The organism is Pseudomonas sp. ADAK21 (genome assembly GCF_012935735.1).
In the GTDB taxonomy this organism is placed as follows: Bacteria; Pseudomonadota; Gammaproteobacteria; order Pseudomonadales; family Pseudomonadaceae; genus Aquipseudomonas; species Aquipseudomonas proteolytica.
Genome location: NZ_CP052857.1, coordinates 3,755,946 through 3,780,960 on the forward strand (window position 1 = coordinate 3,755,946; position 25,015 = coordinate 3,780,960).

16 protein-coding genes, 3 tRNA genes and 1 riboswitch are annotated in these 25,015 nt (G+C 61.0%); of the genes, 17 read left to right on the top strand and 2 right to left on the bottom strand.

Features of this window, described 5'->3' with window-relative positions:
* Positions 1-3: 3 nt before the first annotated feature.
* Together HKK57_RS17005 and HKK57_RS17010 are read left to right on the top strand one after the other, a co-directional pair.
* On the top strand, positions 4-768 hold the full coding sequence (locus tag HKK57_RS17005; protein WP_029294441.1) for an ABC transporter ATP-binding protein: 765 nt from the start codon (positions 4-6) through the stop codon (positions 766-768).
* A 216-nt stretch (positions 769-984) separates the two neighbouring features.
* Entirely contained in the window at positions 985-1,965 is a 981-nt protein-coding gene (locus HKK57_RS17010) for a GlxA family transcriptional regulator (protein WP_070994681.1), read from the top strand.
* A gap of 85 nt (positions 1,966-2,050) precedes the next feature.
* Here HKK57_RS17010 and HKK57_RS17015 read toward each other — a convergent pair whose 3' ends face one another.
* Positions 2,051-7,963 (bottom strand): leucine-rich repeat domain-containing protein, encoded by a 5,913-nt coding sequence (locus HKK57_RS17015; protein WP_169390455.1) that lies wholly within the window; start codon positions 7,961-7,963, stop codon positions 2,051-2,053.
* Between the two features lie 312 nt (positions 7,964-8,275).
* Here HKK57_RS17015 and HKK57_RS17020 point away from each other — a divergent pair, with 312 nt between their 5' ends.
* From HKK57_RS17020 to astE, 7 genes are all read left to right on the top strand, one after another.
* The gene (locus HKK57_RS17020) at positions 8,276-9,496 is read left to right on the top strand and encodes an aspartate aminotransferase family protein (protein ID WP_029294446.1); all 1,221 of its coding nucleotides are present in this window, start codon (positions 8,276-8,278) and stop codon (positions 9,494-9,496) included.
* Positions 9,497-9,690: 194 nt separating this feature from the next.
* The gene (gene aruF, locus HKK57_RS17025) at positions 9,691-10,710 is read left to right on the top strand and encodes an arginine/ornithine succinyltransferase subunit alpha (RefSeq protein ID WP_029294448.1); all 1,020 of its coding nucleotides are present in this window, start codon (positions 9,691-9,693) and stop codon (positions 10,708-10,710) included.
* 51 nt (positions 10,711-10,761) lie between these two features.
* Entirely contained in the window at positions 10,762-11,787 is a 1,026-nt protein-coding gene (gene astA / locus HKK57_RS17030) for an arginine N-succinyltransferase (protein WP_070994679.1), read from the top strand.
* On the top strand, positions 11,784-13,253 hold the full coding sequence (gene astD, locus HKK57_RS17035) for a succinylglutamate-semialdehyde dehydrogenase (RefSeq protein WP_169391201.1): 1,470 nt from the start codon (positions 11,784-11,786) through the stop codon (positions 13,251-13,253). Before astA ends, astD begins: the two co-directional genes overlap by 4 nt.
* Positions 13,254-13,460: 207 nt before the next feature.
* Positions 13,461-14,807, top strand: a complete 1,347-nt coding sequence (gene astB / locus HKK57_RS17040; protein ID WP_169390456.1) for an N-succinylarginine dihydrolase — start codon at positions 13,461-13,463, stop codon at positions 14,805-14,807.
* A 23-nt stretch (positions 14,808-14,830) separates the two neighbouring features.
* Positions 14,831-15,121 (top strand): hypothetical protein, encoded by a 291-nt coding sequence (locus HKK57_RS17045; protein ID WP_029294458.1) that lies wholly within the window; start codon positions 14,831-14,833, stop codon positions 15,119-15,121.
* Between the two features lie 12 nt (positions 15,122-15,133).
* Positions 15,134-16,138, top strand: coding sequence for a succinylglutamate desuccinylase (gene astE, locus HKK57_RS17050; protein WP_169390457.1), 1,005 nt, complete (start codon positions 15,134-15,136; stop codon positions 16,136-16,138).
* Positions 16,139-16,192: 54 nt separating this feature from the next.
* On the opposite strand, the gene HKK57_RS17055 is transcribed toward astE, so the two are convergent.
* Positions 16,193-16,702 (bottom strand): 6,7-dimethyl-8-ribityllumazine synthase, encoded by a 510-nt coding sequence (locus tag HKK57_RS17055; protein ID WP_029294462.1) that lies wholly within the window; start codon positions 16,700-16,702, stop codon positions 16,193-16,195.
* A 115-nt stretch (positions 16,703-16,817) separates the two neighbouring features.
* A riboswitch (FMN riboswitch) is annotated at positions 16,818-16,987 on the bottom strand.
* 209 nt (positions 16,988-17,196) lie between these two features.
* Between HKK57_RS17055 and ltaE the strand changes: the two genes are divergently transcribed.
* The 8 genes from ltaE to mgtE all read left to right on the top strand — a co-directional run bounded on the left by ltaE (position 17,197) and on the right by mgtE (position 24,989).
* Positions 17,197-18,201: a low-specificity L-threonine aldolase gene (ltaE, locus tag HKK57_RS17060; protein WP_169390458.1), complete on the top strand. Its 1,005-nt coding sequence runs from the start codon at positions 17,197-17,199 to the stop codon at positions 18,199-18,201.
* 147 nt (positions 18,202-18,348) lie between these two features.
* Complete coding sequence (gene alaS / locus HKK57_RS17065; protein ID WP_154906758.1) at positions 18,349-20,967, top strand: alanine--tRNA ligase; 2,619 nt, start codon at positions 18,349-18,351, stop codon at positions 20,965-20,967.
* 97 nt (positions 20,968-21,064) lie between these two features.
* Positions 21,065-22,306 carry an aspartate kinase gene (locus HKK57_RS17070; RefSeq protein ID WP_169390459.1) on the top strand — a complete coding sequence of 414 codons (1,242 nt, stop codon included), beginning with the start codon at positions 21,065-21,067 and terminating at the stop codon, positions 22,304-22,306.
* A gap of 183 nt (positions 22,307-22,489) precedes the next feature.
* Positions 22,490-22,678 carry a carbon storage regulator CsrA gene (csrA, locus tag HKK57_RS17075; protein ID WP_003178872.1) on the top strand — a complete coding sequence of 63 codons (189 nt, stop codon included), beginning with the start codon at positions 22,490-22,492 and terminating at the stop codon, positions 22,676-22,678.
* A 62-nt stretch (positions 22,679-22,740) separates the two neighbouring features.
* A tRNA-Ser gene (locus HKK57_RS17080) sits at positions 22,741-22,831 on the top strand.
* Between the two features lie 109 nt (positions 22,832-22,940).
* Positions 22,941-23,017, top strand: a tRNA-Arg gene (locus HKK57_RS17085).
* Between the two features lie 72 nt (positions 23,018-23,089).
* Positions 23,090-23,166, top strand: a tRNA-Arg gene (locus HKK57_RS17090).
* Positions 23,167-23,546: 380 nt separating this feature from the next.
* A complete protein-coding gene (mgtE, locus tag HKK57_RS17095; RefSeq protein ID WP_029294474.1) occupies positions 23,547-24,989 on the top strand; it encodes a magnesium transporter in 1,443 nt (480 codons plus the stop codon).
* Positions 24,990-25,015 lie beyond the last annotated feature (26 nt).

Sequence of the window (25,015 nt, forward strand, 5' to 3'; positions counted from 1 at the left end):
CGCATGTACAAACTTGAAGTCCAAGACCTGCATAAACGCTATGGCAGTCATGAAGTGCTCAAAGGGGTGTCCCTGGCCGCCGCGGCCGGCGATGTGATCAGCATCATCGGCTCCAGCGGTTCGGGCAAAAGTACCTTTTTGCGCTGCATCAACCTGCTTGAGCAGCCTCACGCCGGCAAGATCCTGCTCAATAACGAAGAGCTGAAGCTGGTGGCCAACAAGGACGGCGCGATGAAAGCTGCCGACCCCAAGCAGTTGCAGCGCATGCGTTCGCGCCTGTCGATGGTGTTTCAGCATTTCAACCTGTGGTCGCACATGACCGCGCTGGAAAACGTCATGGAAGCACCGGTGCACGTATTGGGCATGTCGAAAAAAGACGCCCGTGAAAAGGCCGAGCACTACCTGGCCAAAGTTGGCGTGGCCCACCGCAAGGACGCTTTCCCCGGCCATATGTCCGGTGGCGAGCAGCAGCGCGTGGCGATTGCCCGGGCGCTGGCGATGGAGCCTGAGGTGATGCTGTTTGACGAGCCGACCTCGGCCCTCGACCCGGAGCTGGTCGGCGAAGTCCTGAAAGTCATGCAGGACCTGGCCCTGGAAGGCCGCACCATGGTGGTGGTGACCCACGAAATGGGCTTTGCCCGCGAGGTGTCGAACCAGTTGGTGTTCCTGCATAAAGGCATTGTCGAAGAGCGCGGCAACCCGCGTGAAGTGCTGGTCAACCCGCAGTCCGAGCGGTTGCAGCAGTTCCTGTCCGGTAGCTTGAAATAATCAAGGCCGTTGCTCCCCCTGTAGGAGCGAGCTTGCTCGCGAAGATCGTCAACGAAAACGCGGGAAGCCTGATACCCCGTGGTGTTCTCAGGTTTTTCGCGAGCAAGCTCGCTCCTACAGGAAAGCAGGTCTTTATCGTTTTTAAGCTTTGTGTTGGTTTACGGGCTAGCATTGGCCTTTGTCTTCATTACCGTTACTCGCTTCGGATAGCACTCCATGACCGCCCATAAAATTGGTTTCCTGATTTGGCCCAGCACAAAAGCACTCACGCTTGCGCTGGCTGAGGAGGCCTTGCGCGTTGCTCAGCGTGTGCATCCGGATGTGGTGTATGAACTGTCGTTCCTGCAGGCCGAGCCGCAAACCGAAGGCGCCTGGCAACTGCCGGGCGAACCCTGGGCCGGCAAGCTCGAAGGCTTCCAGAAACTGTTCCTGTTGGCCGACGAACCGCCGACCGTGATCGCCTCGCAACTAAGCTCGGCGCTCAAGCAGCTCGTTCGTTCCGGTTGCGTGATCGGCGGCCTGTCGGCAGGCGTGTATCCGCTGGCGCAACTGGGCCTGCTCGACGGCTACCGCGCCGCCGTGCACTGGCGCTGGCAGGACGATTTCGCCGAGCGTTTTCCCAAGGTCATCGCCACCAGCCATTTGTTCGACTGGGACCGTGATCGCCTGACGGCCTGCGGTGGCATGTCGGTGCTCGACCTGCTGCTGGCGGTGCTGGCCCGTGACCACGGCGCCGAACTGGCTGGTGCGGTTTCCGAAGAACTGGTGGTGGAGCGCATCCGCGAAGGCGGCGAGCGCCAACGAATCCCCCTGCAAAACCGCCTGGGCTCCAGCCACCCGAAGCTGACCCAGGCCGTGTTGTTGATGGAAGCCAATATCGAAGAGCCGCTGACCACCGACGAAATTGCCCAGCACGTATGCGTGTCCCGACGACAACTGGAACGGATCTTCAAGCAATACCTCAATCGCGTTCCCAGCCAGTACTACCTGGAGCTGCGCCTGAACAAGGCGCGGCAGATGTTGATGCAGACCAGCAAGTCGATCATCCAGATCGGCCTGTCTTGCGGCTTCTCCTCGGGGCCGCACTTCTCCAGCGCCTACCGCAACTTCTTTGGCGCCACCCCCCGTGAAGATCGCAACCAGCGCCGTAGCAGCAGCCCGTTCGAATTGTCGTCGGTACCCTCCGAGCGCGGCTGACAAGGCGCCGCTTGTTGTGGAGAGGGGACAAGCCCCCTGGCCACAACAAGCCTTCAACACCACTGCCTCCCTCACCGCAGCAGGCTCACTCTTCCATAGGCTCTGGCGTGCTGGGCGGTGTCAGTGCGGCACGGTTTTCGTCGAACATCGCTTCTTCCACGCCCAACTCATAACCGGTCTGCCGATAGTAAGTGCGCAGTATCGTCATGCTTGCGGCGGACAAGGGGTTGCCGCTCATGTCTGAGTCGTCGTTGAGTGGCAGGTGCATTTCCAGCAGGTCTGTCGGCAGGTGCTGGATCAGGTTGTCGCTCAAGTCCAGGGCCTGCAAGCGCGGCAGTTTGAACACTCCCGGCGGCGGCTCGCTCAACCCGCAATTGTGCAGGTACACCATGACCAGGCGTGTGAGGTTGCGCAGGTCCGGGCTCAGTGTGAGCGGGTTGTCGCTCAAGTCCAGGAAGGTGAGCTCGTTCAGGCGCGACAGCTGTTCGATGCTGTCTGGTGTCAGGTGGATTGAGTTTTCGTTGAGTTTCAGGTGCTGCAGGTGATTGAGATCAAATACGCGCTCGGGAATGCGCTGCAGGGCATGGCGCTCCACCGTCAGGCTTGTCAGGTTGGGGAAAGCGCGCAGGAACTCGCCTACACGTTTATGGTTACCGTCGCCCATCAGTTCCAATAGCGTCACATGTTCCAGGCGCACATTCAGCGACGGCAGATCGCCGAGCAATGGGTTGTTGAAGATCAGCTTATAGCTGCGCCGAGTCGGCTCTTGAGTTTCGTCCAGTTCCGTCTCTCGCCGCCAGCAGCGCAGGAGTAACTCCTTGAATGCCAGGCGGCGAACCTGCTCCTCGGCACGCGCGTTTTCGTTAAGCACCGGGACTTGCAGTTGATCCATGAGCGGCACGTTCAAGGCGAACTCCTGCAGCTGGGTGTCCAACTCTGCGTACTCGGCGCTCAGGCGATTGATATGGGTGTCGGCGTCCTCCAGTTCGCCCGGCAGTTCGAAGAAGATGCGCTTGCTGTCACGCTCCGAAAGCCTGGGGTAAAGGGCCTTGAGGCGCTGCAGATCGGTAGTGGGAATATCAGCGTTCCAGTGCTCTCCCTTGGTTTGGCAATAGCCTTTCACACGTCGCAGGGTGGAGGGCGACAAGGGGTTGGTCGACAAGTCAAACGCGGCGCTGACGGCCGGGGGCAAGAGGAAGGCCTGGTCTGGCAGCTCGCGCAGCAGGTTTTGGCTCAAGTCCACGCGAGCGCGCACCGTGGCGGGTTGAATCAGTGAGTTGGGCAGTTGCGTCAAGCCGGTGTTGCGCAGTGACAGGCTGATCAGTTGGGGCAATCGGCTGAAGTCCGGCAGTGTCGTCAAAGGGTTGTTGTTCAGGTTCAGGTGTTTGAGTTCGGCCAGGCGCTGCAAGGCTTGCGTGCTGGTGGGCGATAAGCTCAGGGCGCAGCGGTCCAGCACCAGGTAGGAGAGTTGCGGCAAGTGGCTGATCTGCGGCAATTCACCCAGTGCGTAGTCCTCGATATGCAGCCCGGTCAGCGCGGGAAAGCTCTGCAGGAACGCATCCAGATTCAAGTGTGTCCCGCGACCTTTGAGCGCCAGCACCGACACGTGATTGAACGATGCACGCAGGGCGGGCAGTGTGCCGCTCACGGTGATGAATAGGCTGAATTCGTAGCTGGATGTAGGTTGCCCCTCGGGTGGCTCGCCCGACGTCACATCCCGGCGCCAGCCTGTCTCCAGGGCATCAATGAAGCGGTGGCGCAAGGCTTGTTCTGCCGCATCGACGCGGCTGTCGTTGGCCCAGTCGAGGGTGTCCAGGCGGATGAGGGGAAACTCGCTTTCCAGCCGGTTCATCTCGGTGCGGCCGGCAGCCAGGTCGCCCGGCAGGGCAAAAATGAAGCGGTTGATTTGATCGCCGTTGAATGAGGGGAACAACCGTTTGGCCTGCTCCACGTCGGGCTGGGGCGGGGTGGCTTCCAGATAGTGATGGGTACGCTGGAAGTAGATTTTGATGCGCTCCAGCGCCTCGTTTGAAAGCGGGTTGTCGGACAGGTCGAAGTGCCGCGTGATGTCGGTGGGCAGGTCGAACAACTGCGCAGGCAGTTCGCTGATCTGGTTGTTGGACAGCATCACGTATATCAGATGAGTGCGGCTCAACAGACCAGGAGGCAGTTGGCTGATGCCGGTGCTGGCCAAGTCCACGTATTGCAACTGCGGCATCTGTTCCAGGTTGGGCAGCAAGGTCAGGGGGTTGTTGTAGAGGTCAAGGGTCAATAGGCGCGTCATGCCGTTGACGACGGCCAGGCTTTGCTCGGTCAGGCTGATGTTGCAACCGCTCAGGATCAGTTCGTTGAGGCCAGTGAGCGAGGCCAGGCAAGGCGGCAGTTCGTTCAGGGCTACATTGCGGATGCTCAAGTAGCGCAGCCTTGGAAAAAGCTGCAGGAAACCGTCGACGTCGATGCGCTGGTGCGCACCTTGCAGTTCCAGGTGCGAGATATGGTCGAAGTTTGCAGCCAGTGCGGGCAGCTCGCCGAGCAGTGGGCCGGACAGTCGCAGCATGTGGCCGTTGGTGGCCGGTGCCTCGTAGAAATTGTCGATTGCGGTTTCCTGGCGCCACGCCCGGCGCAACTGGTGGGCGAACAGGCTGCGATCACGGCGCAGGTACTCCCTGTCAGTCGCACTGAGCGGCGCCCGAGTGAGAGGGTGCAGGTCGGGCGTTTGAGATTCCCAGACCGTCAGGGCGAGGTCCAGCCGGATGTATTCGTTCCTCAGGCGCGTCAGCACTGGCTGGGCACCGCCAAAGGTGTTTTGCAGGGTGGCGATCATTTCGCGGACTTTTGCCGGCGACAGTTGCGGGCGCAGCGTCTGCAGTTGCTGCTCCAGTGAAGGGCCGCGGCTTGGCCCTGGCTGTTCGGGAAGGGCCGGCGGGTAGCCGTCCATGCCGCCGCGCAGGCGCATGACAGTCGGATCGTAGGCGGGTTTGCGCGGCGGGTCGGTATCAAGCAGCGTACGCAGGCTCGGGCGGTCCAGTGGGTGTTCGCCGATTGCCTGCTTGAGGCGCGGGCCCTGGCCGATATGGATCTGCAGGGCATCCCGGGCACTGTCAGGCAGGGCTTGCAGGATGGCGGTGTAAAAATCCGTGCTGCCGAACAGCGCGCCTTGGCCGTTTTCCGGGATGTATTGGCCGTCGGGTGTCGCCACCAGGGTTCTTTTGGTCAACGCATAGGTGGGGCCGATTGCATCGAGCAGCGTACCTTCGGCGCGGTACTCCCTGAGTTCCAGGCGTATCCACGTCGGCCAGCCGCTGAGGTTTTCCAGGGAGTGCAGGGCCAACCGGCAAGTGTCCGGGTTCTCCACGGTGTCTAGGTACATCCCTTCATAGGCGCGGGTGGTGCGCACTTCATGCAGCGACCACTCGGCCAGTTCCGCCAGGCGCGTGGGTACAGTACCGGCGTCGATGGCCTTGAGTTCCTCGCCACTGGCGCTGGACAGCAGTTCCTCGGCCACCGGCGCGGGCAGGCCGGGGCGCGAGGCACTGTCGATGATTTTCTGCACCCGGGCATTGGGCGCGCGGTCCAGGCCGCGGTAGCGTGACTCGAATAACGAGAAACGCTTGTCCTGGGCGATCCGCGCCAATTGCTTGCGCAAGGCGGTGGCGCGGGTGCGGCTGGAAGAGGGCGGCAGGCCGAACTCTTCTTCCAGCAGGTGTTTGCGCTCCGGCTCACTCAAGCCCTCGATCAGGGTCGGCAATAGATCGCCGTTGTGCAGCTGTGCTTCCAGCACCTGTACGGTGCTGGCCCCCTCGTCACCGGGGAATTGCCAGAGGGTTCTGCCGCTGGCATTGACTACCCGCAGGGTCTTGCTGGAGGGCCACAGTCCGTAGCTGATGAGTAACTGCAACAGGGTCTGCGGATCGGCCTTGGCGTAGACCGCCGGATCGTCACTGTTCAGTTGCGCCAGGAAGTCCTGCAACTGCTGGTCGATGCCAAAGCGCTTGAGGGTGTCAGCCAGCAGTGGCGGGGGTGTCTGCTGGGTGGCATGCACTTTTCGCAGGGTATTGTCGTGGGTGGCGCTGCAGTCGCGGACCTGGGCCAGTTGCTCATCGCTGAAGCTATCGGTCTGGTAACCGAGGCGGCGCATCAGGGTGGCGCGGTCCCAGCCCAACGGGTTCTCCAGCTCTGTGACCCAGGCGCCCTGGCCATTGGTCATGACCTGCGGGCGGTAGGCTCCAGGGCGTGTGGGGTGCTGGATGAAATAGCGCCCGGCGTCTTGTTCTACGTGGTAATGCTCGCCGTTGAGGGCAAGGATGGGTTTGCCGTTGTGCCGGTGCAGGCCTTGCGCGTCAGGGCGGGTATCGGCCGGCAGCGTCACCTCCTGGCGATAGGGGCTGAGGTCCGGTTGCCACAGGCGGTGTTGACCATCGGGGCGCTTGACGGGCAGCAGACTTTCGAAAAAATCCAGCATTTGTTGGGGTAAAGCCTTGCGCAGCAACTCGGTGGCGATGGGAATGCCGGTGGCAAACAGGCCCAGCTGCGCCAGTTGTTCCATCAAGCCCAAGGCATGGCCCAGGGCTTCGCGTTGCAGGCCTTGGGTCCAGTCGACAACCCCTTCGAAGGCTTCGTCGAGGACTTGATAAGCGGTGTAGGCGAGCATCAGCGCGCCCAGGGGCGGGATGAATGGCAGGGCCACAAAGGCGATAACTTGCAAAACACTTTCGGCGATCTTCTGAATGAACGCCCAGCGTCGCCAACGGGCGTTCTGGTCGACGCGCGCGGTGGCGACAGCGCGGCTCTGGCTGTCGGCTTGCAGCTTGCTCAGTTGCATCTGGAACAGATGAGCGAACAGATCACCGCTGATTTTAAGCCCGCGAAACTGCAGGTTGGGGCGCTGTGTGGGGCTCTCGCGCCAACTGGGCAGCGGATCGCCTGCGGTGTGCGGATGCCACGAGACCTGGCCGAGGCGTTGGTTGAGGTTGGCAAAAAATACCGCGGCGTCTTCGTGGCGCACAAAACGGCTGAAAAACTGTTGATAGTCGGTGGCGCGCAGCCTGGCGACCAGGCTTTGCATGAACGCCGCGCTGCTGGGGTAGTGTTTGACCGGGGTTTGCGGGTCGTCGGGAATGTAGGCGATCAAGGGCACCACCTCGCGGCTGGCCTCCAGGTCCGGAGCAAACAGCACAATGCCAGTCAGGCGGCAGTCCATTATCAGCAGTTCATGGGCCACCAGCGGCGGGCAGCCGTTGTGTGCTGCATGGCCATTGTGGAGCAGGTTGAGGACGGCATCATGGCTGGCGTCAGGCAGGTCGCCCTTCAGCAAGGCCATGTACAACGCCAGCTGCAGCGCCCCCAGGTGGCTTTGTTTGAGCCAGTATTCCAGGCTGGTGCGGGCCACGGGATTGTCCAGGTCCAGGTATTCATCCAGATAGCGCCGATAGGCCGCGCCGATATCCAGGCGGCGGCACAGTTGGGTGAATTGGGCGATGCTGATCTTCGCGTCCAGGGCCGGCAGTTGGCTGAACTGGCCCGCCGGCGTTGGCTGGGTGCTGAATCCGGAGTGCTGCTCGTAGGGCTCGTCGGTTTCGAAATTATGCAGGGCCGCGTCCAGCAACGAGACCGACCATGTGCGCGCCGCCCCCGGCTTGACGGTGAACCCGGCGAGGGTCAGCGGTACATACAGTTGCAGGTAGGTCGTGCGCACGTCGGCGTCGACGCCGAACTCATCCTTGAGCGCCGCTTGCAGGCGTGCGGCGCCAAAGGTCTCGGGGCTCTGCAGGGCGGCGAGGGCTTTGTCCACGCGGTTTTGTGCGGTCCAGGCGGCGGCATTCAGGTGCTTGAGATGCGCGTGCTGCTGCTCGGTGGCGCGCAGGTACCAGGCGGCAATGGCCGGCGTACCTTCGGCTAGCGCCGCACGCTTGGCGGCTGATGCAGTGCCCAGCCAGGAGGGGATGGCGTTGCTGAGGATGTCGAGGTGCGGGGATTGGGTTGCAAGCGGTTGCGCCATGGTGCCTGTCCTTGATGGCTCTTGAAGTTCCTTCAGCAAACCAGTGCGCAAGGCGGTGCAGGCGGTAGACAGTTAGTGCGAGCGTGTCTTGCGGATTTGCGAAGATCCCGTCATCCCCTGCCCACAAAGCCGTTGCACGGTTTAAACTGCGCCTTTGCGACGCTATTTGTCGCATTGGCGTAAACCCGCGCAAAACACGGGTTGGCGCTATAAGAAGTTGTCGCTTGGCGGCAAGGCCGCTCTGAAAACTGTCCTTACAATCCCTGCATCGCCCGCCAGTTCCAGGCAGGCGTTCCTCTTCAGGAGACTCCGATGTCCGTTGAGCAAGCCCCGGTGCAACGTGCCGATTTCGACCAGGTCATGGTGCCTAACTACGCACCTGCTGCTTTCATCCCTGTGCGTGGCGAAGGTTCGCGCGTGTGGGACCAGGCGGGTCGCGAGCTGATCGACTTTGCCGGCGGCATCGCAGTGAACGTGCTGGGCCACGCCCACCCGGCGCTGGTCGGTGCACTGACCGAACAGGCCAACAAGCTGTGGCACGTCTCCAACGTCTTCACCAATGAGCCGGCCTTGCGCCTGGCCCATAAGCTGATCGATGCGACCTTTGCCGAGCGCGTGTTCTTCTGCAACTCCGGCGCCGAAGCCAACGAGGCCGCCTTCAAGCTGGCCCGTCGCGTGGCGTTCGACCGTTTCGGCAGCGAGAAATACGAGATCATCGCCGCCCTGAACAGCTTCCACGGCCGCACCCTGTTTACCGTCAACGTCGGTGGCCAGTCGAAATACTCCGACGGTTTCGGTCCTAAAATCACCGGTATCACCCACGTTCCGTTCAACGACCTGGAAGCGCTCAAAGCCGCCGTGTCGGACAAGACCTGCGCGGTGGTCCTGGAGCCGATCCAGGGCGAAGGCGGTGTATTGCCGGCCGAACTTGCCTACCTGCAAGGCGCCCGTGACCTGTGCGATGCCAACAATGCGCTGCTGGTGTTCGACGAAGTGCAGACCGGCATGGGCCGCAGCGGCCACCTGTTTGCCTACCAGCACTACGGCGTGGTGCCCGACATCCTGACCAGCGCCAAGAGTCTGGGCGGTGGTTTCCCGATTGCCGCGATGCTGACCCGTGAAGACCTGGCCAAGCACTTGGTGGTCGGTACCCACGGCACCACCTACGGCGGCAACCCGCTGGCGTGTGCGGTAGCCGAAGCGGTGATCGACGTGATCAACACTCCTGAAGTGCTGGCAGGTGTCAACGCCAAGCATGACCTGTTCAAGGCCCGCCTGGAGCAGATCGGCAAGCAGTACGGGATCTTCACCCAAGTCCGTGGCATGGGCCTGCTGCTCGGTTGCGTATTGAGCGACGCGTTCAAAGGCAAGGCCAAGGATGTGTTCAACGCTGCCGAGAAAGAAAACCTGATGATCCTGCAAGCCGGCCCGGACGTGGTGCGTTTTGCCCCGAGCCTGGTGGTGGAAGACGCGGATATCACTGAAGGCCTGGATCGTTTTGAACGTGCTGTAAAAACGCTGACGCAAGCCTGATAGAGACACATTTGTCTAACGAACCGGATCAAATGTGGGAGCGGGCTTGCCCGCGATAGCGATCTGTCAGTCGACGTTGTTGTGACTGGCCCACCGCAATCGCGGGCAAGCCCGCTCCCACATTGGGACCTGGGTGATTCCAGGTTCAGTGTCCGGCATTTTTTTATGAAGTTTTCGAGTTAAGGAGTGACACCATGCTGGTGATGCGCCCCGCGCAAATGGCTGATCTGGGCGAGGTACAGCGTCTGGCTGCGGACAGCCCGATTGGTGTCACTTCCCTGCCGGATGACGTTGAACGCCTGAGCGACAAGATCGCCGCCAGCGAAGCGTCCTTCGCCGCCGAAGTGAGTTTCAATGGTGAAGAAAGCTATTTCTTTGTCCTTGAAGACACCGTCGCCGGCAAGCTGGTGGGCTGTTCGGCCATCGTCGCTTCGGCCGGGTATTCCGAGCCGTTCTACAGCTTTCGCAACGAGACCTTCGTCCACGCGTCCCGCGAACTGAAGATCCACAACAAGATCCACGTCCTGTCCCAATGCCACGATCTGACCGGCAACAGCTTGCTGACCAGTTTCTACGTGGTGCCGGAGCTGGTGGGGTCGGCCTGGTCGGAACTCAATTCCCGTGGCCGCCTGCTGTTTGTCGCCAGCCATCCCGAGCGCTTTGCGGACTCGGTGGTGACCGAGATTGTCGGCTATAGCGACGAGAACGGTGATTCGCCGTTCTGGGATGCCATCGGCCGCAACTTCTTCGACCTCAACTACGCCGCCGCCGAGCGCCTGTGCGGGTTGAAGAGCCGCACGTTCCTCGCCGAACTGATGCCCCATTACCCGATCTACGTGCCGTTGTTGCCCGACGAAGCCCAGGAAGCCATGGGCCAGGTGCACCCGCGTGCGCAGATCACCTTCGACATCCTGATGCGCGAAGGTTTTGAAACAGACCATTACATCGACATCTTCGACGGTGGCCCGACCCTGCATGCACGGGTTTCTGGCATCCGCTCGATTGCCCAGAGCCGCGTAGTGCCGGTGAAGGTCGGCGAAATGGTCAAGGGCGTCGGCCGCCAGTACCTGGTGAGCAACGCGCAGTTGCAGGATTACCGTGCGGTGATGCTGGAACTGGACTACGCGCCAGGCAAGCCAGTGACCCTGGACCTGGAAGCAGCCGAAGCCCTGGGCGTCGGCGAAGGCGCCAGTGTGCGTCTGGTAGCGGTTTAAAGCAGAGTTTAACGGGTGGCCTGTAACAGGCGGCCCGTCCGAGGAGATAGCATGATCGTTCGTCCCGTACGCAGCAGCGATTTACCGGCCCTGATTGATCTGGCGCGCAGCACCGGCACCGGCCTTACCACCTTGCCGGCCAACGAAGAGCGCCTGACCCACCGGGTTGGCTGGGCTGAAAAGACCTTTCGCGGCGAAGCCGGGCGTGGTGATGCCGACTACCTGTTTGTGCTGGAAAACGACGAAGGCCGCGTGGTGGGGATTTCGGCGATCGCCGGTGCGGTCGGCCTGCGTGAGCCTTGGTACAACTTCCGGGTCGGCCTGACGGTCAGCGCCTCCCAGGAGCTGAATATCTACCGCGAGATCCCCACGCTATTCCTGGCCAACGATCTGACGGGCAACTCCGAGCTGTGCTCGCTGTTCCTGCATGCCGATTACCGCAACGGCCTCAACGGCCGCATGCTGGCCAAGGCGCGGATGCTGTTCATTGCCGAGTTCCCGCAACTGTTCGGCAACAAGATCATTGCCGAGATGCGCGGTGTGTCCAACGAGGCCGGGCGTTCGCCGTTCTGGGAAAGCCTGGGCCGGCACTTCTTCAAGATGGAGTTCAGCCAGGCCGACTACCTCACCGGCGTGGGCAACAAAGCGTTTATTGCCGAACTGATGCCCAAGTTCCCGCTGTACACCTGCTTCTTGTCCGAGGACGCGCGCAACGTGATCGGCAAGGTCCATCCCGACACCGAGCCGGCCTTGAGCATGCTCAAGAGCGAAGGCTTCAGCTACCAGGGCTACGTCGATATCTTCGACGCAGGTCCTGCGGTGGAGTGTGAGACCGGCAAGATCCGTGCGGTGCGTGACAGCCAGGCGCTGGTGCTGGCCATCGGCACGCCGGGGGACGACGCCACGCCGTTCCTGATGCATAACCGTAAACGTGAAGATTGCCGCATCACCGCCGCACCGGCGCGCCTGGCGGCTGGCACCCTGGTGGTCGATCCGCTGACCGCCAAGCGCCTGCAACTGGTGGCGGGTGATCAAGTGCGTGCCGTATCGTTGTCTGCTGCCCGGGAGTCGAAATAATGAATTCGCTGTATATCGCAGGGAGCTGGCTGGCTGGCCAGGGTGAACGCTTTGAGTCGCTGAACCCGGTGACCCAGCAAGTGGTGTGGGCCGGCAATGGCGCCACCGTCGAGCAGGTTGAATCCGCCGTGCAGGCCGCGCGCCAGGCCTTCCCGGCCTGGGCCATGCGCCCGCTGGAAGAGCGTATCGGCGTGCTGGAAACCTTCGCCGCGACCTTGAAAAGCCGCGCCGATGAAATCGCCCGTTGCATCGGCGAAGAAACCGGCAAGCCGCTGTGGGAGTCGGCTACCGAAGTCACCAGCATGGCTAACAAAATCGCGATCTCGGTGCAGAGCTACCGCGAACGTACCGGCGAGAAGAGCGGCCCCCTGGGCGACGCCACCGCTGTGTTGCGCCACAAGCCGCACGGCGTGGTCGCGGTGTTCGGTCCCTACAACTTCCCCGGCCACTTGCCCAACGGGCATATCGTGCCGGCCTTGCTTGCGGGCAACACCGTGTTGTTCAAGCCGAGCGAGCTGACCCCTAAAGTGGCCGAGCTGACCGTGCAGTGCTGGGTCGAAGCCGGCCTGCCGGCGGGCGTCTTGAACCTGCTGCAAGGCGCGCGGGAGACCGGGATTGCCCTGGCCGCCAACCCGGGGATCGACGGTTTGTTCTTCACCGGCTCCAGCCGCACCGGCAACCACCTGCACCAGCAATTCGCCGGGCGCCCGGACAAGATCCTGGCGCTGGAAATGGGCGGCAACAACCCGCTGGTGGTCGATCAAGTGGCCGATGTCGATGCGGCGGTCTACACCATCATCCAGTCCGCTTTCATTTCGGCCGGCCAGCGCTGCACCTGCGCCCGGCGCCTGCTGGTGCCGGAAGGCGCCTGGGGTGATGCACTGCTGGCGCGCCTGGTTGCCGTCAGCACGACGATTGCCGTGGGCGCCTTCGACCAGCAACCGCCGCCCTTCATGGGTTCGGTGATTTCCCTGGGCGCGGCCAAGGCCTTGATGGATGCCCAGGAGCTGATGCTGGCCAACGGCGCCGTGGCGCTGCTGGAAATGACCCAGCCCCAGGCGCAGGCAGCCTTGCTGACGCCTGGCATCATCGACGTGACCGCCGTGACCGAGCGTGAGGACGAAGAGCTGTTCGGCCCGTTGCTGCAAGTGATTCGCTACGCGGATTTCGAAGCGGCGATCCGTGAAGCCAACAACACCCAATACGGTTTGGCCGCAGGGTTGCTGTCGGACTCCGAGGCGCGCTACCAGCAGTTCTGGCTGCAAAGCCGTGCGGGTATCGTCAACTGGAACAAACAGCTGACCGGCGCGGCGAGCACCGCGCCATTTGGTGGGGTAGGGGCGTCGGGCAATCATCGCGCCAGTGCCTATTACGCGGCGGATTACTGCGCGTACCCGGTGGCGTCGTTGGAGACCCCGAGTTTGGTGCTGCCAGCAACCCTCACCCCTGGCATTACGCTGATCTAAAAATGTGGGAGCGGGCTTGTGTGGGAGCTGGCTTGCCTGCGATGGCATCCCCTCGATCTGGCTGAAAGACCGAGGTGCCCGCATCGCAGGCAAGCCAGCTCCCACACACAAGCCAGCACCTGCAGTTGATCGGGTTTGCAAAGACAGATTTGTGGTGTTTTGAAACCTTTGATGCCTATAAAAACAGATGTTCGTGGAGCCTCGCCGATGAAATCCTGTGAAGTCAATTTTGACGGTCTCGTGGGGCCGACCCATAACTACGGCGGTTTGTCCTACGGCAACGTCGCGTCCCAGAGCAACAGCCAGCAATCCTCCAACCCCAAGGAAGCGGCGCTGCAGGGCCTGGCGAAAATGAAAGCCCTGATGGACATGGGTTTTGTGCAAGGTGTACTGGCGCCCCAGGAACGTCCGGATGTGGCCGCGTTGCGCCGCCTTGGCTTTGCCGGCAGCGATGCCCAGGTGATCCAGCAGGCGGCCAAGCAAGCCATGCCGTTGCTGGTTGCCAGCTGTTCCGCATCGAGCATGTGGGTGGCCAATGCGGCCACTGTGAGCCCGAGCGCCGACACCGTTGACGGGCGTGTGCATTTCACTGCCGCGAACCTCAACTGCAAATACCACCGCAGCATCGAACACCCGACCACCAGCCGCGTGCTGGGGGCGATGTTTGCCGATCAGCAGCACTTCGCCCACCACGCCGCGTTGCCGGCGGTGGCGCAGTTCGGTGACGAAGGCGCGGCCAACCACACGCGTTTCTGCCGCGAATATGGCGAGGCGGGCGTGGAGTTTTTCGTGTTTGGCCGCAGTGCGTTCGACACCCGCTACCCGGCGCCGCAAAAGTACCCGGCGCGCCAGACCCTCGAAGCGTCCCAGGCAGTTGCGCGCCTGCACGGCCTGCAGGATGACGGGGTGGTCTACGGCCAGCAGAACCCGGCGGTGATTGATGCCGGGGTGTTCCACAACGACGTGATCGCTGTGGGCAACAGTGAAGTGCTGTTCTATCACGAGGATGCGTTCCTCAATACCGACCAGATGCTCGCTGAACTGCAGGCCAAGCTGGGCAAGGTCGGCGGCAACTTCCAGGCGATCTGCGTACCCCGCGCCCTGGTCAGTGTCGAAGACGCCGTGCGCTCCTACCTGTTCAACAGCCAGTTGCTGAGCCGCGCTGACGGGTCGATGTTGCTGATCGTGCCCGAAGAGTGCCGCAACAACGAACGCGTCTGGCACTACCTGCAAAGCCTGACCAGCTCCGGCGGGCCGATCGGCGAAGTCAAAGTCTTCGACCTCAAGCAAAGCATGCAGAACGGCGGTGGCCCGGCCTGCCTGCGTTTGCGCGTAGCGTTGAAGGAGAGTGAACTGGCGGCGGTCAATCCAGGGGTTATCATGACTGCACCGCTGTATGAAACGTTGACCCAATGGGTCGACAAGCACTACCGCGACAGCCTGCGCGAAACCGACCTGGCTGACCCGCAGTTGCTGCTTGAATGTCGCACGGCATTGGATGAACTGACGCAAATCCTTAAACTGGGCGCGGTTTATCCTTTTCAGATCAATTAATACCCCACGGCTGAGACCTATTTATGACCACCGATACCCTGAAGCTGATCCTTGAAGACACCGACGGTACCCAGCTGGAAACCTCCTGCACTCGCCTGGCCGTGGTATGGCAGGGCAAGGAAATCTGGATCCAGCACGACGGCCGTGGCCAACTGCTGATCGGCGTGGATGTGGAAGAAGGTGATGCCGAATACGCCAACCTGCTGATGCGTCCCCTGGCCACCAACCTGATGAGCCTGCAGCTGGAAATGGAACCGGCCGATGTTGAAGGTGATGACGACGATCACGTCCACGGCCCAGGCTGCAACCACTAAGGAAGCTGCTCTATGCTCGCCCTCGGCAAACTGCTTGAACTGACCCTCGCCGGTCGTGAACCGGCGCAAAAAATTCAACTGACTGTCGACGGCGTGCAGATGCGCTGGCTCAGTGAGGGCGCACTCGAAGTGCGGCCTCCCCAAGCCCGGGACAACGGCGCCGACGTGCTGCTGTCGTCCGGCATCCATGGCAACGAAACCGCGCCGATCGAATTGGCCGACCGCTTGCTGCATGGCATCGCCCGTGGGGAGATCAAGCCCCGCACCCGTATTCTGTTCCTGTTCGGTAACCCCGAGGCCATGCGTCGCGGCGAGCGTTACCTCGAACAGGACGTCAACCGGCTGTTCAATGGCCGTCACGAACAAAGCATCGGCCCGGAAGCGATGCGCGCGGCCGAGCTTGAACAGTTGGCCCGTACCTTCTTCAGCGTGCCTGACCGTAGTCGTTTGCACTACGACCTGCATACGGCGATTCGCGGCTCGAAGATCGAGCAGTTCGCGCTTTATCCGTTCAAAGAAGGGCGCCAGCACTCCCGCGCCGAACTGGCCCGCCTGCGGGCGGCGGGGATGGAAGCGGTGCTGTTGCAGAACAAGACCTCCATTACCTTCACCGCGTTTACCTACGAGCAACTGGGCGCTGAGTCGTTCACCCTGGAGTTGGGCAAGGCCCGGCCATTCGGGCAGAACCAGGGGGTGGATGTATCGCGCCTGGAAACCCGCCTCATACAGATCATCGAAGGCAACGAGCCGGCCACCGAGGGCCTGGACGGCCTGAAGTTGTTCAGCGTGGCCCGGGAAGTGATCAAGCACAGCGACGCCTTCACCCTGCATTTGCCGGCGGACGTGGAGAATTTTTCGGAGTTGGAGAAGGGCTATCTGCTGGCCGAGGACATTGCCAAGACCCGCTGGGTGATCGAGGAGGAGGGCGCGCGCATCATCTTCCCCAACCCCAAGGTCAAGAATGGCTTGCGGGCAGGCATCCTGATTGTGCCGACCACGGACGCCGGCCTGGTCTAGATCCAAATGTGGGAGCGGGCAAGCCCGCTCCCACAATTGGTTTTGCGGTGCGGCTTAGACTGCTAAGGCGCGTGGCTCATTGCGGCGGATCGCACGGATCTTGTGCAGGGTATCGGCACAGGTCTGCGCGGCTTCCTTGCCCTTGTGCACAAAGTGCTCAAAGAAGAAGTTGTGATGCTCGCTGCCCGCGTGGAAATGATGCGGGGTGAGGGACACCGAGAACACTGGCACTTCCGTTTCCAGCTGCACCTGCATCAGGCCGCTGACCACCGATTGCGCGACGAATTCATGGCGATAGATCCCACCGTCCACCACCAGCGCGGCGGCGACGATGCCGGCGTAGCGGCCGGACTTGGCCAGCAGCTTGGCGTGCAGGGGCATTTCAAAGGCGCCGCCGACTTCAAAGAAATCGATATCCGATTCCTGGTAGCCCTGGGCGATCATTTCGGCGAGGAAGCCTTTACGGCTCTGATCAACAATATCTTTGTGCCAGCAAGCCTGGATAAACGCGACGCGCTCACCGTGATGGTTTTTGCTCTTGCTGTCGATTGCGGTGGGTTGCATGTTCTGACTCCTGTTTATGAAAAAAACAGGGCGTTATGAATCGAATGGGATTTAAGGGTACGGCCGAATCGATCATGCCAGGCATGATTTCTCGCACACGGCCCTTAGGCGCCAATCCCGTTCTCTCTTCATCCGGACTATGACCGTCGGCCCCGGGATCACACCGGGTCTGCTGACCTTGCCGCCGTCCTGCATAAGCAGTTCGAGGCGCCAAGCGCTCGCGGGCTATGCGTATTGCACGCAATTACCGCCGGTGGGGAATTACACCCCGCCCTGAGAACGTTGCCACCAGAACCCTGGCAGCGGAGAGTTTTTACCATACATTTCGAAAAACTGCATAGGGTGCTTGTTGATATCGACTATCGACAGGTTTGCGGGCAGCCCCTGTAGGAGCCGGCAAGCCGAATCCTACAGGGGCAGGGGTTGATATTTGCCCGTGATACCCGCAGTAATCGGTTACAACAGGGAACTCCCCACACGCAGAGGCCAGCTTGATGTCCGTGATTGATCTTCGTAGCGACACCGTGACCCAACCCACCCCAGGCATGCGCGATGCCATGGCCAGCGCGCCGAGCGGCGATGATGTCTACGGTGAAGACCCCAGCGTCAACCACCTTGAGGCCGAACTGGCCAAGCGCCTGGGCTTTGCCGCCGCGCTGTTCGTGCCTACCGGTACCATGAGCAACCTGCTGGCGCTGATGGCTCACTGCGAGCGGGGCGAGGAATACATCGTCGGCCAGCAAGCCCACACCTACAAATACGAGGGCGGCGGCGCGGCGGTGCTGGGTTCGATCCAGCCGCAGCCCCTGGAAGTCCAGGCCGACGGTTCGCTGGACCTGGCCCAGGTCGCAGAAGCGATCAAGCCGGATGACTTCCACTTCGCCCGCACCCGGCTGTTGGCCCTGGAAAACACCATGCAGGGCAAAGTGCTGCCCATCAGCTACCTGGCTGCCGCACGCGCGTTTACCCGTGAGCATGGCCTGGCCCTGCACCTGGACGGCGCGCGCCTGTACAACGCAGCGGTCAAGCTGGGTGTGGATGCGGGGGAGATTACCCAGCATTTCGATTCGGTCTCGGTATGCCTGTCCAAGGGCCTTGGCGCGCCGGTGGGCTCGGTGCTGTGCGGCTCCAATGCGTTGATCGCCAAGGCTCGCCGTTTGCGCAAGATGGTCGGCGGTGGCATGCGCCAGGCCGGTTCGCTGGCGGCGGCGGGGCTGTATGCCCTGGACCATCAGGTGGCACGCCTGGCCGAAGACCACGCCAATGCCTTGTGGTTGGGCGACGAGCTGCGCAAGGCCGGTTATAGCGTGGAGCCGGTACAGACCAACATGGTCTACGTGCAGATCGGCGAGCAGGCCCAGGCGCTGAAAGCCTTTGCCGAGGAGCGCGGGATCAAGTTGAGTGCGGCGCCGCGCCTGCGCATGGTCACGCACCTGGACGTCAGCCGGGCACAGATCGAACAAGTGTTGGCGATATTTGTCGAGTTTTCCCGGAAATGACAGTGCAGACCGTCTAATTGACTGTTTCTATCGTATAAACACGCTGTACCACGGGCAAAGGGCCGATATAATGCGGCCCTTTGCCGTCGCTCCGTCTGATTGATGTTGCGCACTGGCCTTTGGCCGCAGCCTCCGTGGAAGAACCTAATGAAAAGCGCAGAAATCCGTGAAGCCTTCCTTCGCTTCTTCGAAGAGCAAGGTCACACCCGTGTCTCCTCCAGCTCTTTGATCCCAGGCAATGACCCAACCCTGCTGTTCACCAACGCGGGGATGAACCAGTTCAAGGACTGCTTCCTGGGCCAGGAAAAACGCGCCTACACCCGTGCTGTCAGCAGCCAGAAGTGCGTGCGCGCCGGTGGTAAGCACAACGACCTGGAAAACGTCGGCTATACCGCCCGTCACCACACCTTTTTCGAAATGCTCGGCAACTTCAGCTTTGGCGACTATTTCAAGCAAGACGCGATCAACTTCGCCTGGACCTTCCTCACTGGCGTGCTGAAACTGCCGAAGGAAAAACTCTGGGTCACGGTCTACGCCAGCGATGACGAGGCCTACGACATCTGGACCAAGGAAGTCGGCGTGCCGGCCGAGCGCATGGTGCGTATCGGCGACAACAAAGGCGCCCCGTACGCCTCCGACAACTTCTGGACCATGGGCGATACCGGCCCGTGCGGCCCGTGCACCGAGATCTTCTACGATCACGGCGCCGACATCTGGGGCGGCCCACCGGGCTCGCCAGAAGAAGACGGCGACCGCTACATCGAGATCTGGAACAACGTGTTCATGCAGTTCAACCGCACCGCTGATGGCGTGTTGCATCCGTTGCCAGCGCCGTCGGTCGACACCGGCATGGGCCTTGAGCGGATCAGTGCGGTGATGCAGCACGTGCACTCCAACTACGAAATCGACCTGTTCCAAAGCCTGCTGGCGGCGGCGGCCAAGGCCATCGGCTGCGCCAACGACGACCAGGCATCGCTCAAAGTGGTGGCTGACCACATTCGTTCCTGCGGCTTCCTGATTGCCGATGGCGTGCTGCCATCCAACGAAGGCCGTGGCTACGTGCTGCGTCGCATCATTCGTCGCGCCTGCCGTCACGGCAACAAGCTGGGCGCCAGCGGCAGCTTCTTCTACCAGATCGTCGCGGCCCTGGTGGCCGAGATGGGCCAGGCGTTCCCCGAGCTCACCCAGAACCAGGCGCACATTGAGCGCGTGCTCAAGGCTGAAGAAGAGCAGTTCGCCAAGACCCTGGAGCAGGGCCTGAAAATCCTCGAGCAAGACCTCGCCGAGTTGAAAGGCGACGTGGTGCCGGGTGATGTGGTGTTCAAGCTCTACGACACCTACGGCTTCCCGATGGACCTGACCGGCGATATCGCCCGCGAGCGCAACCTGACCCTCGACGAGGCCGGTTTCGAGCGCGAGATGGAAGCCCAGCGCGTGCGCGCACGTTCGGCCAGCTCCTTTGGCATGGACTACAACAGCCTGGTGAAGGTTGACGTGGCCACCGAATTTACCGGTTACACCGCCACCAACGGTTCGGCCAAGGTGGTTGCCCTCTATAAAGAAGGCCAATCGGTTGATGTGTTGAATGAAGGCGATGAGGGCGTGGTGGTCCTTGATCAGACGCCGTTCTACGCAGAATCTGGTGGCCAGATTGGCGACTGTGGCGTGCTCAAGGCAGCCTCCGGTCGTTTTGATGTGCGTGACACCACCAAGACCGGCGGCGCGTTCCTGCACCACGGTGTGCTGGCGTCGGGCAGCCTGGTGGTGGGCGCGCCAGTGGAAACCCAGGTGGACGCCGACGTGCGCCACGCCACTGCGCTGAACCACTCGGCCACCCACTTGCTGCACGCCGCGCTGCGCCAGGTACTGGGCGAGCACGTCCAGCAGAAGGGTTCGTTGGTCGACAGCCAGCGCCTGCGCTTCGACTTCAGCCACTTCGAAGCGATCAAGCCTGAGCAGATCAAGGCCCTGGAAGATATCGTCAACGCCGAGGTGCGCAAGAACACCCCGGTGGAAACCGAAGAAACCGACATCGAGACCGCCAAGGCCAAAGGCGCCATGGCGCTGTTCGGCGAGAAATACGGCGACAACGTACGCGTACTGAGCATGGGCGGCAGCTTCTCCGTGGAGCTGTGCGGTGGTATCCATGCCAAGCGCACCGGCGACATCGGCCTGCTGAAAATCATCAGCGAAGGCGGTGTGGCTTCCGGTGTACGGCGTATCGAGGCAGTGACCGGTGCTGCGGCCCTGGCCTATCTCAATGCGGCCGAAGAACAACTCAAGGAAGCGGCGACCCTGGTCAAGGGCAGCCGTGACAATCTGATCGACAAGCTCTCTGCCGTACTGGAGCGCAACCGCCTGCTGGAAAAACAGCTGGAGCAGTTGCAAGCCAAGGCGGCCAGCGCAGCGGGCGACGACTTGTCGGCCTCGGCACTGGACATCAAGGGCGTGAAGGTTCTGGCCGCACGCCTGGACGGTCAGGACGGCAAGGCGTTGTTGGCCTTGGTCGATCAGTTGAAGAACAAGCTCGGCCGCGCAGTGATCCTGCTCGGCAGTGTCCATGAGGAAAAGGTCGTACTGGTTGCCGGTGTAACCAAGGACCTGACTGGCCAACTCAAGGCCGGTGATTTGATGAAGCAAGCTGCTGCGGCAGTGGGCGGCAAGGGCGGCGGTCGTCCGGACATGGCGCAAGGCGGTGGTGTAGACGCTGGAGCCCTGGACGCGGCGCTGGCCCTGACCGTGCCATTTGTCGAAGCCGGTATTTAAGGCGCTGTCGGCGGGCCCATGCTTAAGGCATGGGCTTGCCTAGGTACTGGAAGATTTGTTTATTGGGCGCCCCTTTACGGGCTGAGGCGGCTTAGAAATGGCTTTGATCGTACAGAAATTTGGAGGCACCTCGGTCGGCTCTGTCGAAAGAATCGAGCAGGTCGCCGACAAGGTTAAGAAATTCCGCGATGCGGGCGACGACCTGGTTGTGGTGCTGTCGGCCATGAGCGGCGAGACCAATCGCCTGATCGAGCTGGCCAAGCAAATCAGCGGTGATCAAGCTCCGCTGGCACGTGAGCTGGATGTGATCGTGTCCACGGGCGAGCAAGTGACCATTGCCCTGTTGGCCATGGCGCTGAACAAGCGTGGCGTTCCGGCGGTGTCCTACACTGGCTCTCAGGTACGGATCCTGACAGACAGCGCGCATACCAAGGCGCGCATCCTGCAGATTGACGACCAGAAGATTCGTGGTGACCTGAAGGCCGGTCGCGTAGTGGTTGTCGCCGGTTTCCAGGGCGTTGACGAGCACGGCAATATCACGACCTTGGGCCGTGGTGGCTCCGACACCACTGGTGTGGCGCTGGCGGCAGCCTTGAAGGCTGACGAATGCCAGATCTACACGGATGTGGACGGCGTCTACACTACCGATCCGCGCGTGGTGTCCGTGGCCCAGCGCCTGGACAAGATCACCTTCGAAGAGATGCTGGAAATGGCCAGCCTCGGCTCCAAGGTGCTGCAGATCCGTGCGGTGGAGTTCGCCGGTAAGTACAACGTACCGCTGCGCGTATTGCACAGCTTTAAAGAGGGTCCGGGCACCCTCATTACTATTGATGAAGAGGAATCCATGGAACAGCCGATCATTTCCGGCATCGCCTTTAATCGCGATGAAGCCAAGCTGACCATCCGTGGCGTGCCAGACACCCCGGGCGTGGCATTCAAGATTCTCGGGCCGATCAGTGGCGCGAACATTGAAGTCGACATGATCGTGCAGAACGTTGCGCACGATAACACCACCGACTTCACCTTCACCGTGCACCGCAACGAGTACGACGCGGCCGAACGTATCCTGCAGAACACTGCCAAGGAGATCGGCGCCCGTGAAGTGGTGGGCGACACCAAGATCGCCAAGGTGTCGATCGTCGGTGTGGGCATGCGCTCCCATGCGGGTGTTGCCAGCCGCATGTTCGAATCCCTGGCCAAGGAGACCATCAATATCCAGATGATCTCCACCTCGGAGATCAAGGTGTCGGTGGTGATCGAAGAGAAGTACCTGGAGCTGGCTGTGCGTGCACTGCATACCGCTTTCGAACTGGACGCGCCGGCTCGACAGGGCGAGTAACGCGTTGCCAGGAAGGCGCGGTTGATCCGCGCCTTTCTTTTTTGTCGGGTGAGGGTGCAGGCCTGTTCTTTTGTCCGCGCTCGACAATACTTAGGCATGTAGGGTCATGGCCGCTGGGTCATGGGGCCAAGGCCTTTTTTTGCAGACTGTTGTTCCCGAAATGAAATGCGTGAGGAGAAAGGTATGCTGATTCTGACTCGTCGATGCGCAGAAAGCCTGATTATTGGTGATGGCGAAATCACCGTGACCGTGCTTGGCGTCAAAGGCAATCAAGTGCGGATTGGGGTCAATGCCCCCAAAGAGGTGGCCGTCCACCGTGAGGAAATCTACCTGCGGATCAAGAAAGAGAAGGACGACGAACCAAGCCATTAATTTTTATCGTTTTTTATGTTTGCAAACGGGGATGAAGCTGGTTAATATACGCCCCGTGTTGCGGAGAGCTGGCCGAGTGGCCGAAGGCGCTCCCCTGCTAAGGGAGTACACCTCAAAAGGGTGTCGGGGGTTCGAATCCCCCGTTCTCCGCCATTATTTGCTTAGTACGTTGCAATCTGGTTTTTTTCGCTAAGTTGTTGAAATTAAACGAAAAAATAGCTTTACATAGAGATTGAACGGCCTATAATGCGCGGCAACAAATGCACTCGTAGCTCAGCTGGATAGAGTACTCGGCTACGAACCGAGCGGTCACAGGTTCGAATCCTGTCGAGTGCACCATTTAAGAGTTAGTTGCAGCAATGCAGGTAACTTGGCTCCAACCAGTTGTGATCTGGTATAAAACCACAATCTGCACTCGTAGCTCAGCTGGATAGAGTACTCGGCTACGAACCGAGCGGTCACAGGTTCGAATCCTGTCGAGTGCACCATACAAACAAAAAGCCCGCCTAGTGCGGGCTTTTTGCCGTCTGGGGTTTTTATTTTCCTGTTGCGGGTCGAGTGTTTTTTGTTGGGCCTATCTCGGTCGCGCATGTTTTTCTCTCGCCTATGTGTTTTCTTTTCTGTCGGTGTCGTCGCAGTTTCATACGTGCGGCCAATACTCAGCTTTGCTGCGCAAGCGCTTGTTCTTTCCAGTTTTTTAACGTTTAAAGCGGGCGCAACGTGTATCATTGCGCCCGTCAGCCCCGCCGGGGCTTGTGGAATACCTCCATGGACTTACCCAGTAGTTACTCAGTACCCCGTTTTACCAATCATGAATTGACTGATTGATCCCTCCGGCGTGCCCCGCTGCTGGGAGTGGAGTTCGCCTATGACCGAAGTAGAAGTAAAGAAAACACAAGAAAGCCTGCAGGATCGCCTGGCGCAAGTCGTCGAGCTGCTGCATCGCCAGCGTGTGGTCGAAGATCTGACCCATCGCCAGGAAGGTCCTCATCATGACCGGGTCGAGAACCTGGTCCACCGGCAGAATCTCGTCGAATTGCAGCGCAAGCTCGATGACCTGCACTCTGCCGACGTTGCCTACATCCTTGAAGCCCTGCCGCTGGACGACCGTCTGACGCTTTGGCAGTTGGTCAAGGCTGACCGCGATGGCGACATCCTCCTTGAAGTATCCGACTCGGTGCGTGAGACCCTGATCGCCGACATGGACGATCACGAGCTCCTGGCTGCGGCCAAGGAGATGGACGCCGACGAGCTGGCCGACCTGGCCCCTGAACTGCCCCGTGACGTTGTCCATGAGCTGATGGAGACCCTCGACGGCCAGCAGCGTGAGCGAGTGCGCTCCGCGTTGTCCTATGACGAGGAGCAGGTCGGTGCGCTGATGGACTTCGAAATGGTGACCATCCGTGAGGATGTCAGCCTGGAAGTTGTCCTGCGTTACCTGCGGCGCCTCAAGGAACTGCCGGGGCACACAGACAAGCTGTTTGTGGTCGACTATGAAGGCATCCTCAAGGGCGTGCTGCCGATCAAGCGCCTGCTGGTCAATGATCCAGACAAGCAGGTAGCCGAGGTCATGGCCAGCGACCCGGTCAGTTTTCATCCAGATGAAGATGCCTATGATGCCGCCCAGGCATTTGAGCGTTATGACTTGATCTCGGCCCCGGTGGTCGACAAGAACGGCAAGCTTATCGGCCGTTTGACCATCGACGAGATGGTCGACCTGATCCGCGAAGAAAGCGAAAACGAAGTCCTCAACATGGCGGGTCTGCGTGAAGAGGAAGATATTTTTGCGTCAGTCTGGCGATCCCTGAGCAACCGTTGGGCGTGGCTGGCGGTCAACCTGGTCACTGCGTTCATTGCATCGCGGGTGATTGGCCTGTTTGAGGGCTCTATCGAGAAGCTGGTGGCGTTGGCAGCGCTGATGCCCATCGTGGCGGGTATTGGCGGCAACTCGGGTAACCAGACCATCACCATGATCGTACGGGCGATGGCCCTGGATCAGGTGAGTACGGGCAATACTTCGCGCTTGATGCGCAAGGAATTGGCGGTGGGTCTGATCAATGGCCTGGTGTGGGGTGGTGTCATTGGTGTGGTGGCCTATCTGCTGTATGGCAGTTGGTCCTTGGGGGTGGTCATGACAGCGGCCATGACGCTCAACCTGTTGCTGGCAGCGTTGATGGGGGTATTGATCCCCATGACCCTGGCACGCCTTGGGCGCGACCCTGCGATGGGCGCCAGTGTGATGATCACAGCCATGACCGACAGTGGTGGCTTCTTCATCTTCCTGGGCTTGGCGACGATCTTCCTGCTCTGACCCGCAGCTCGCTCCCACTTCTGTAG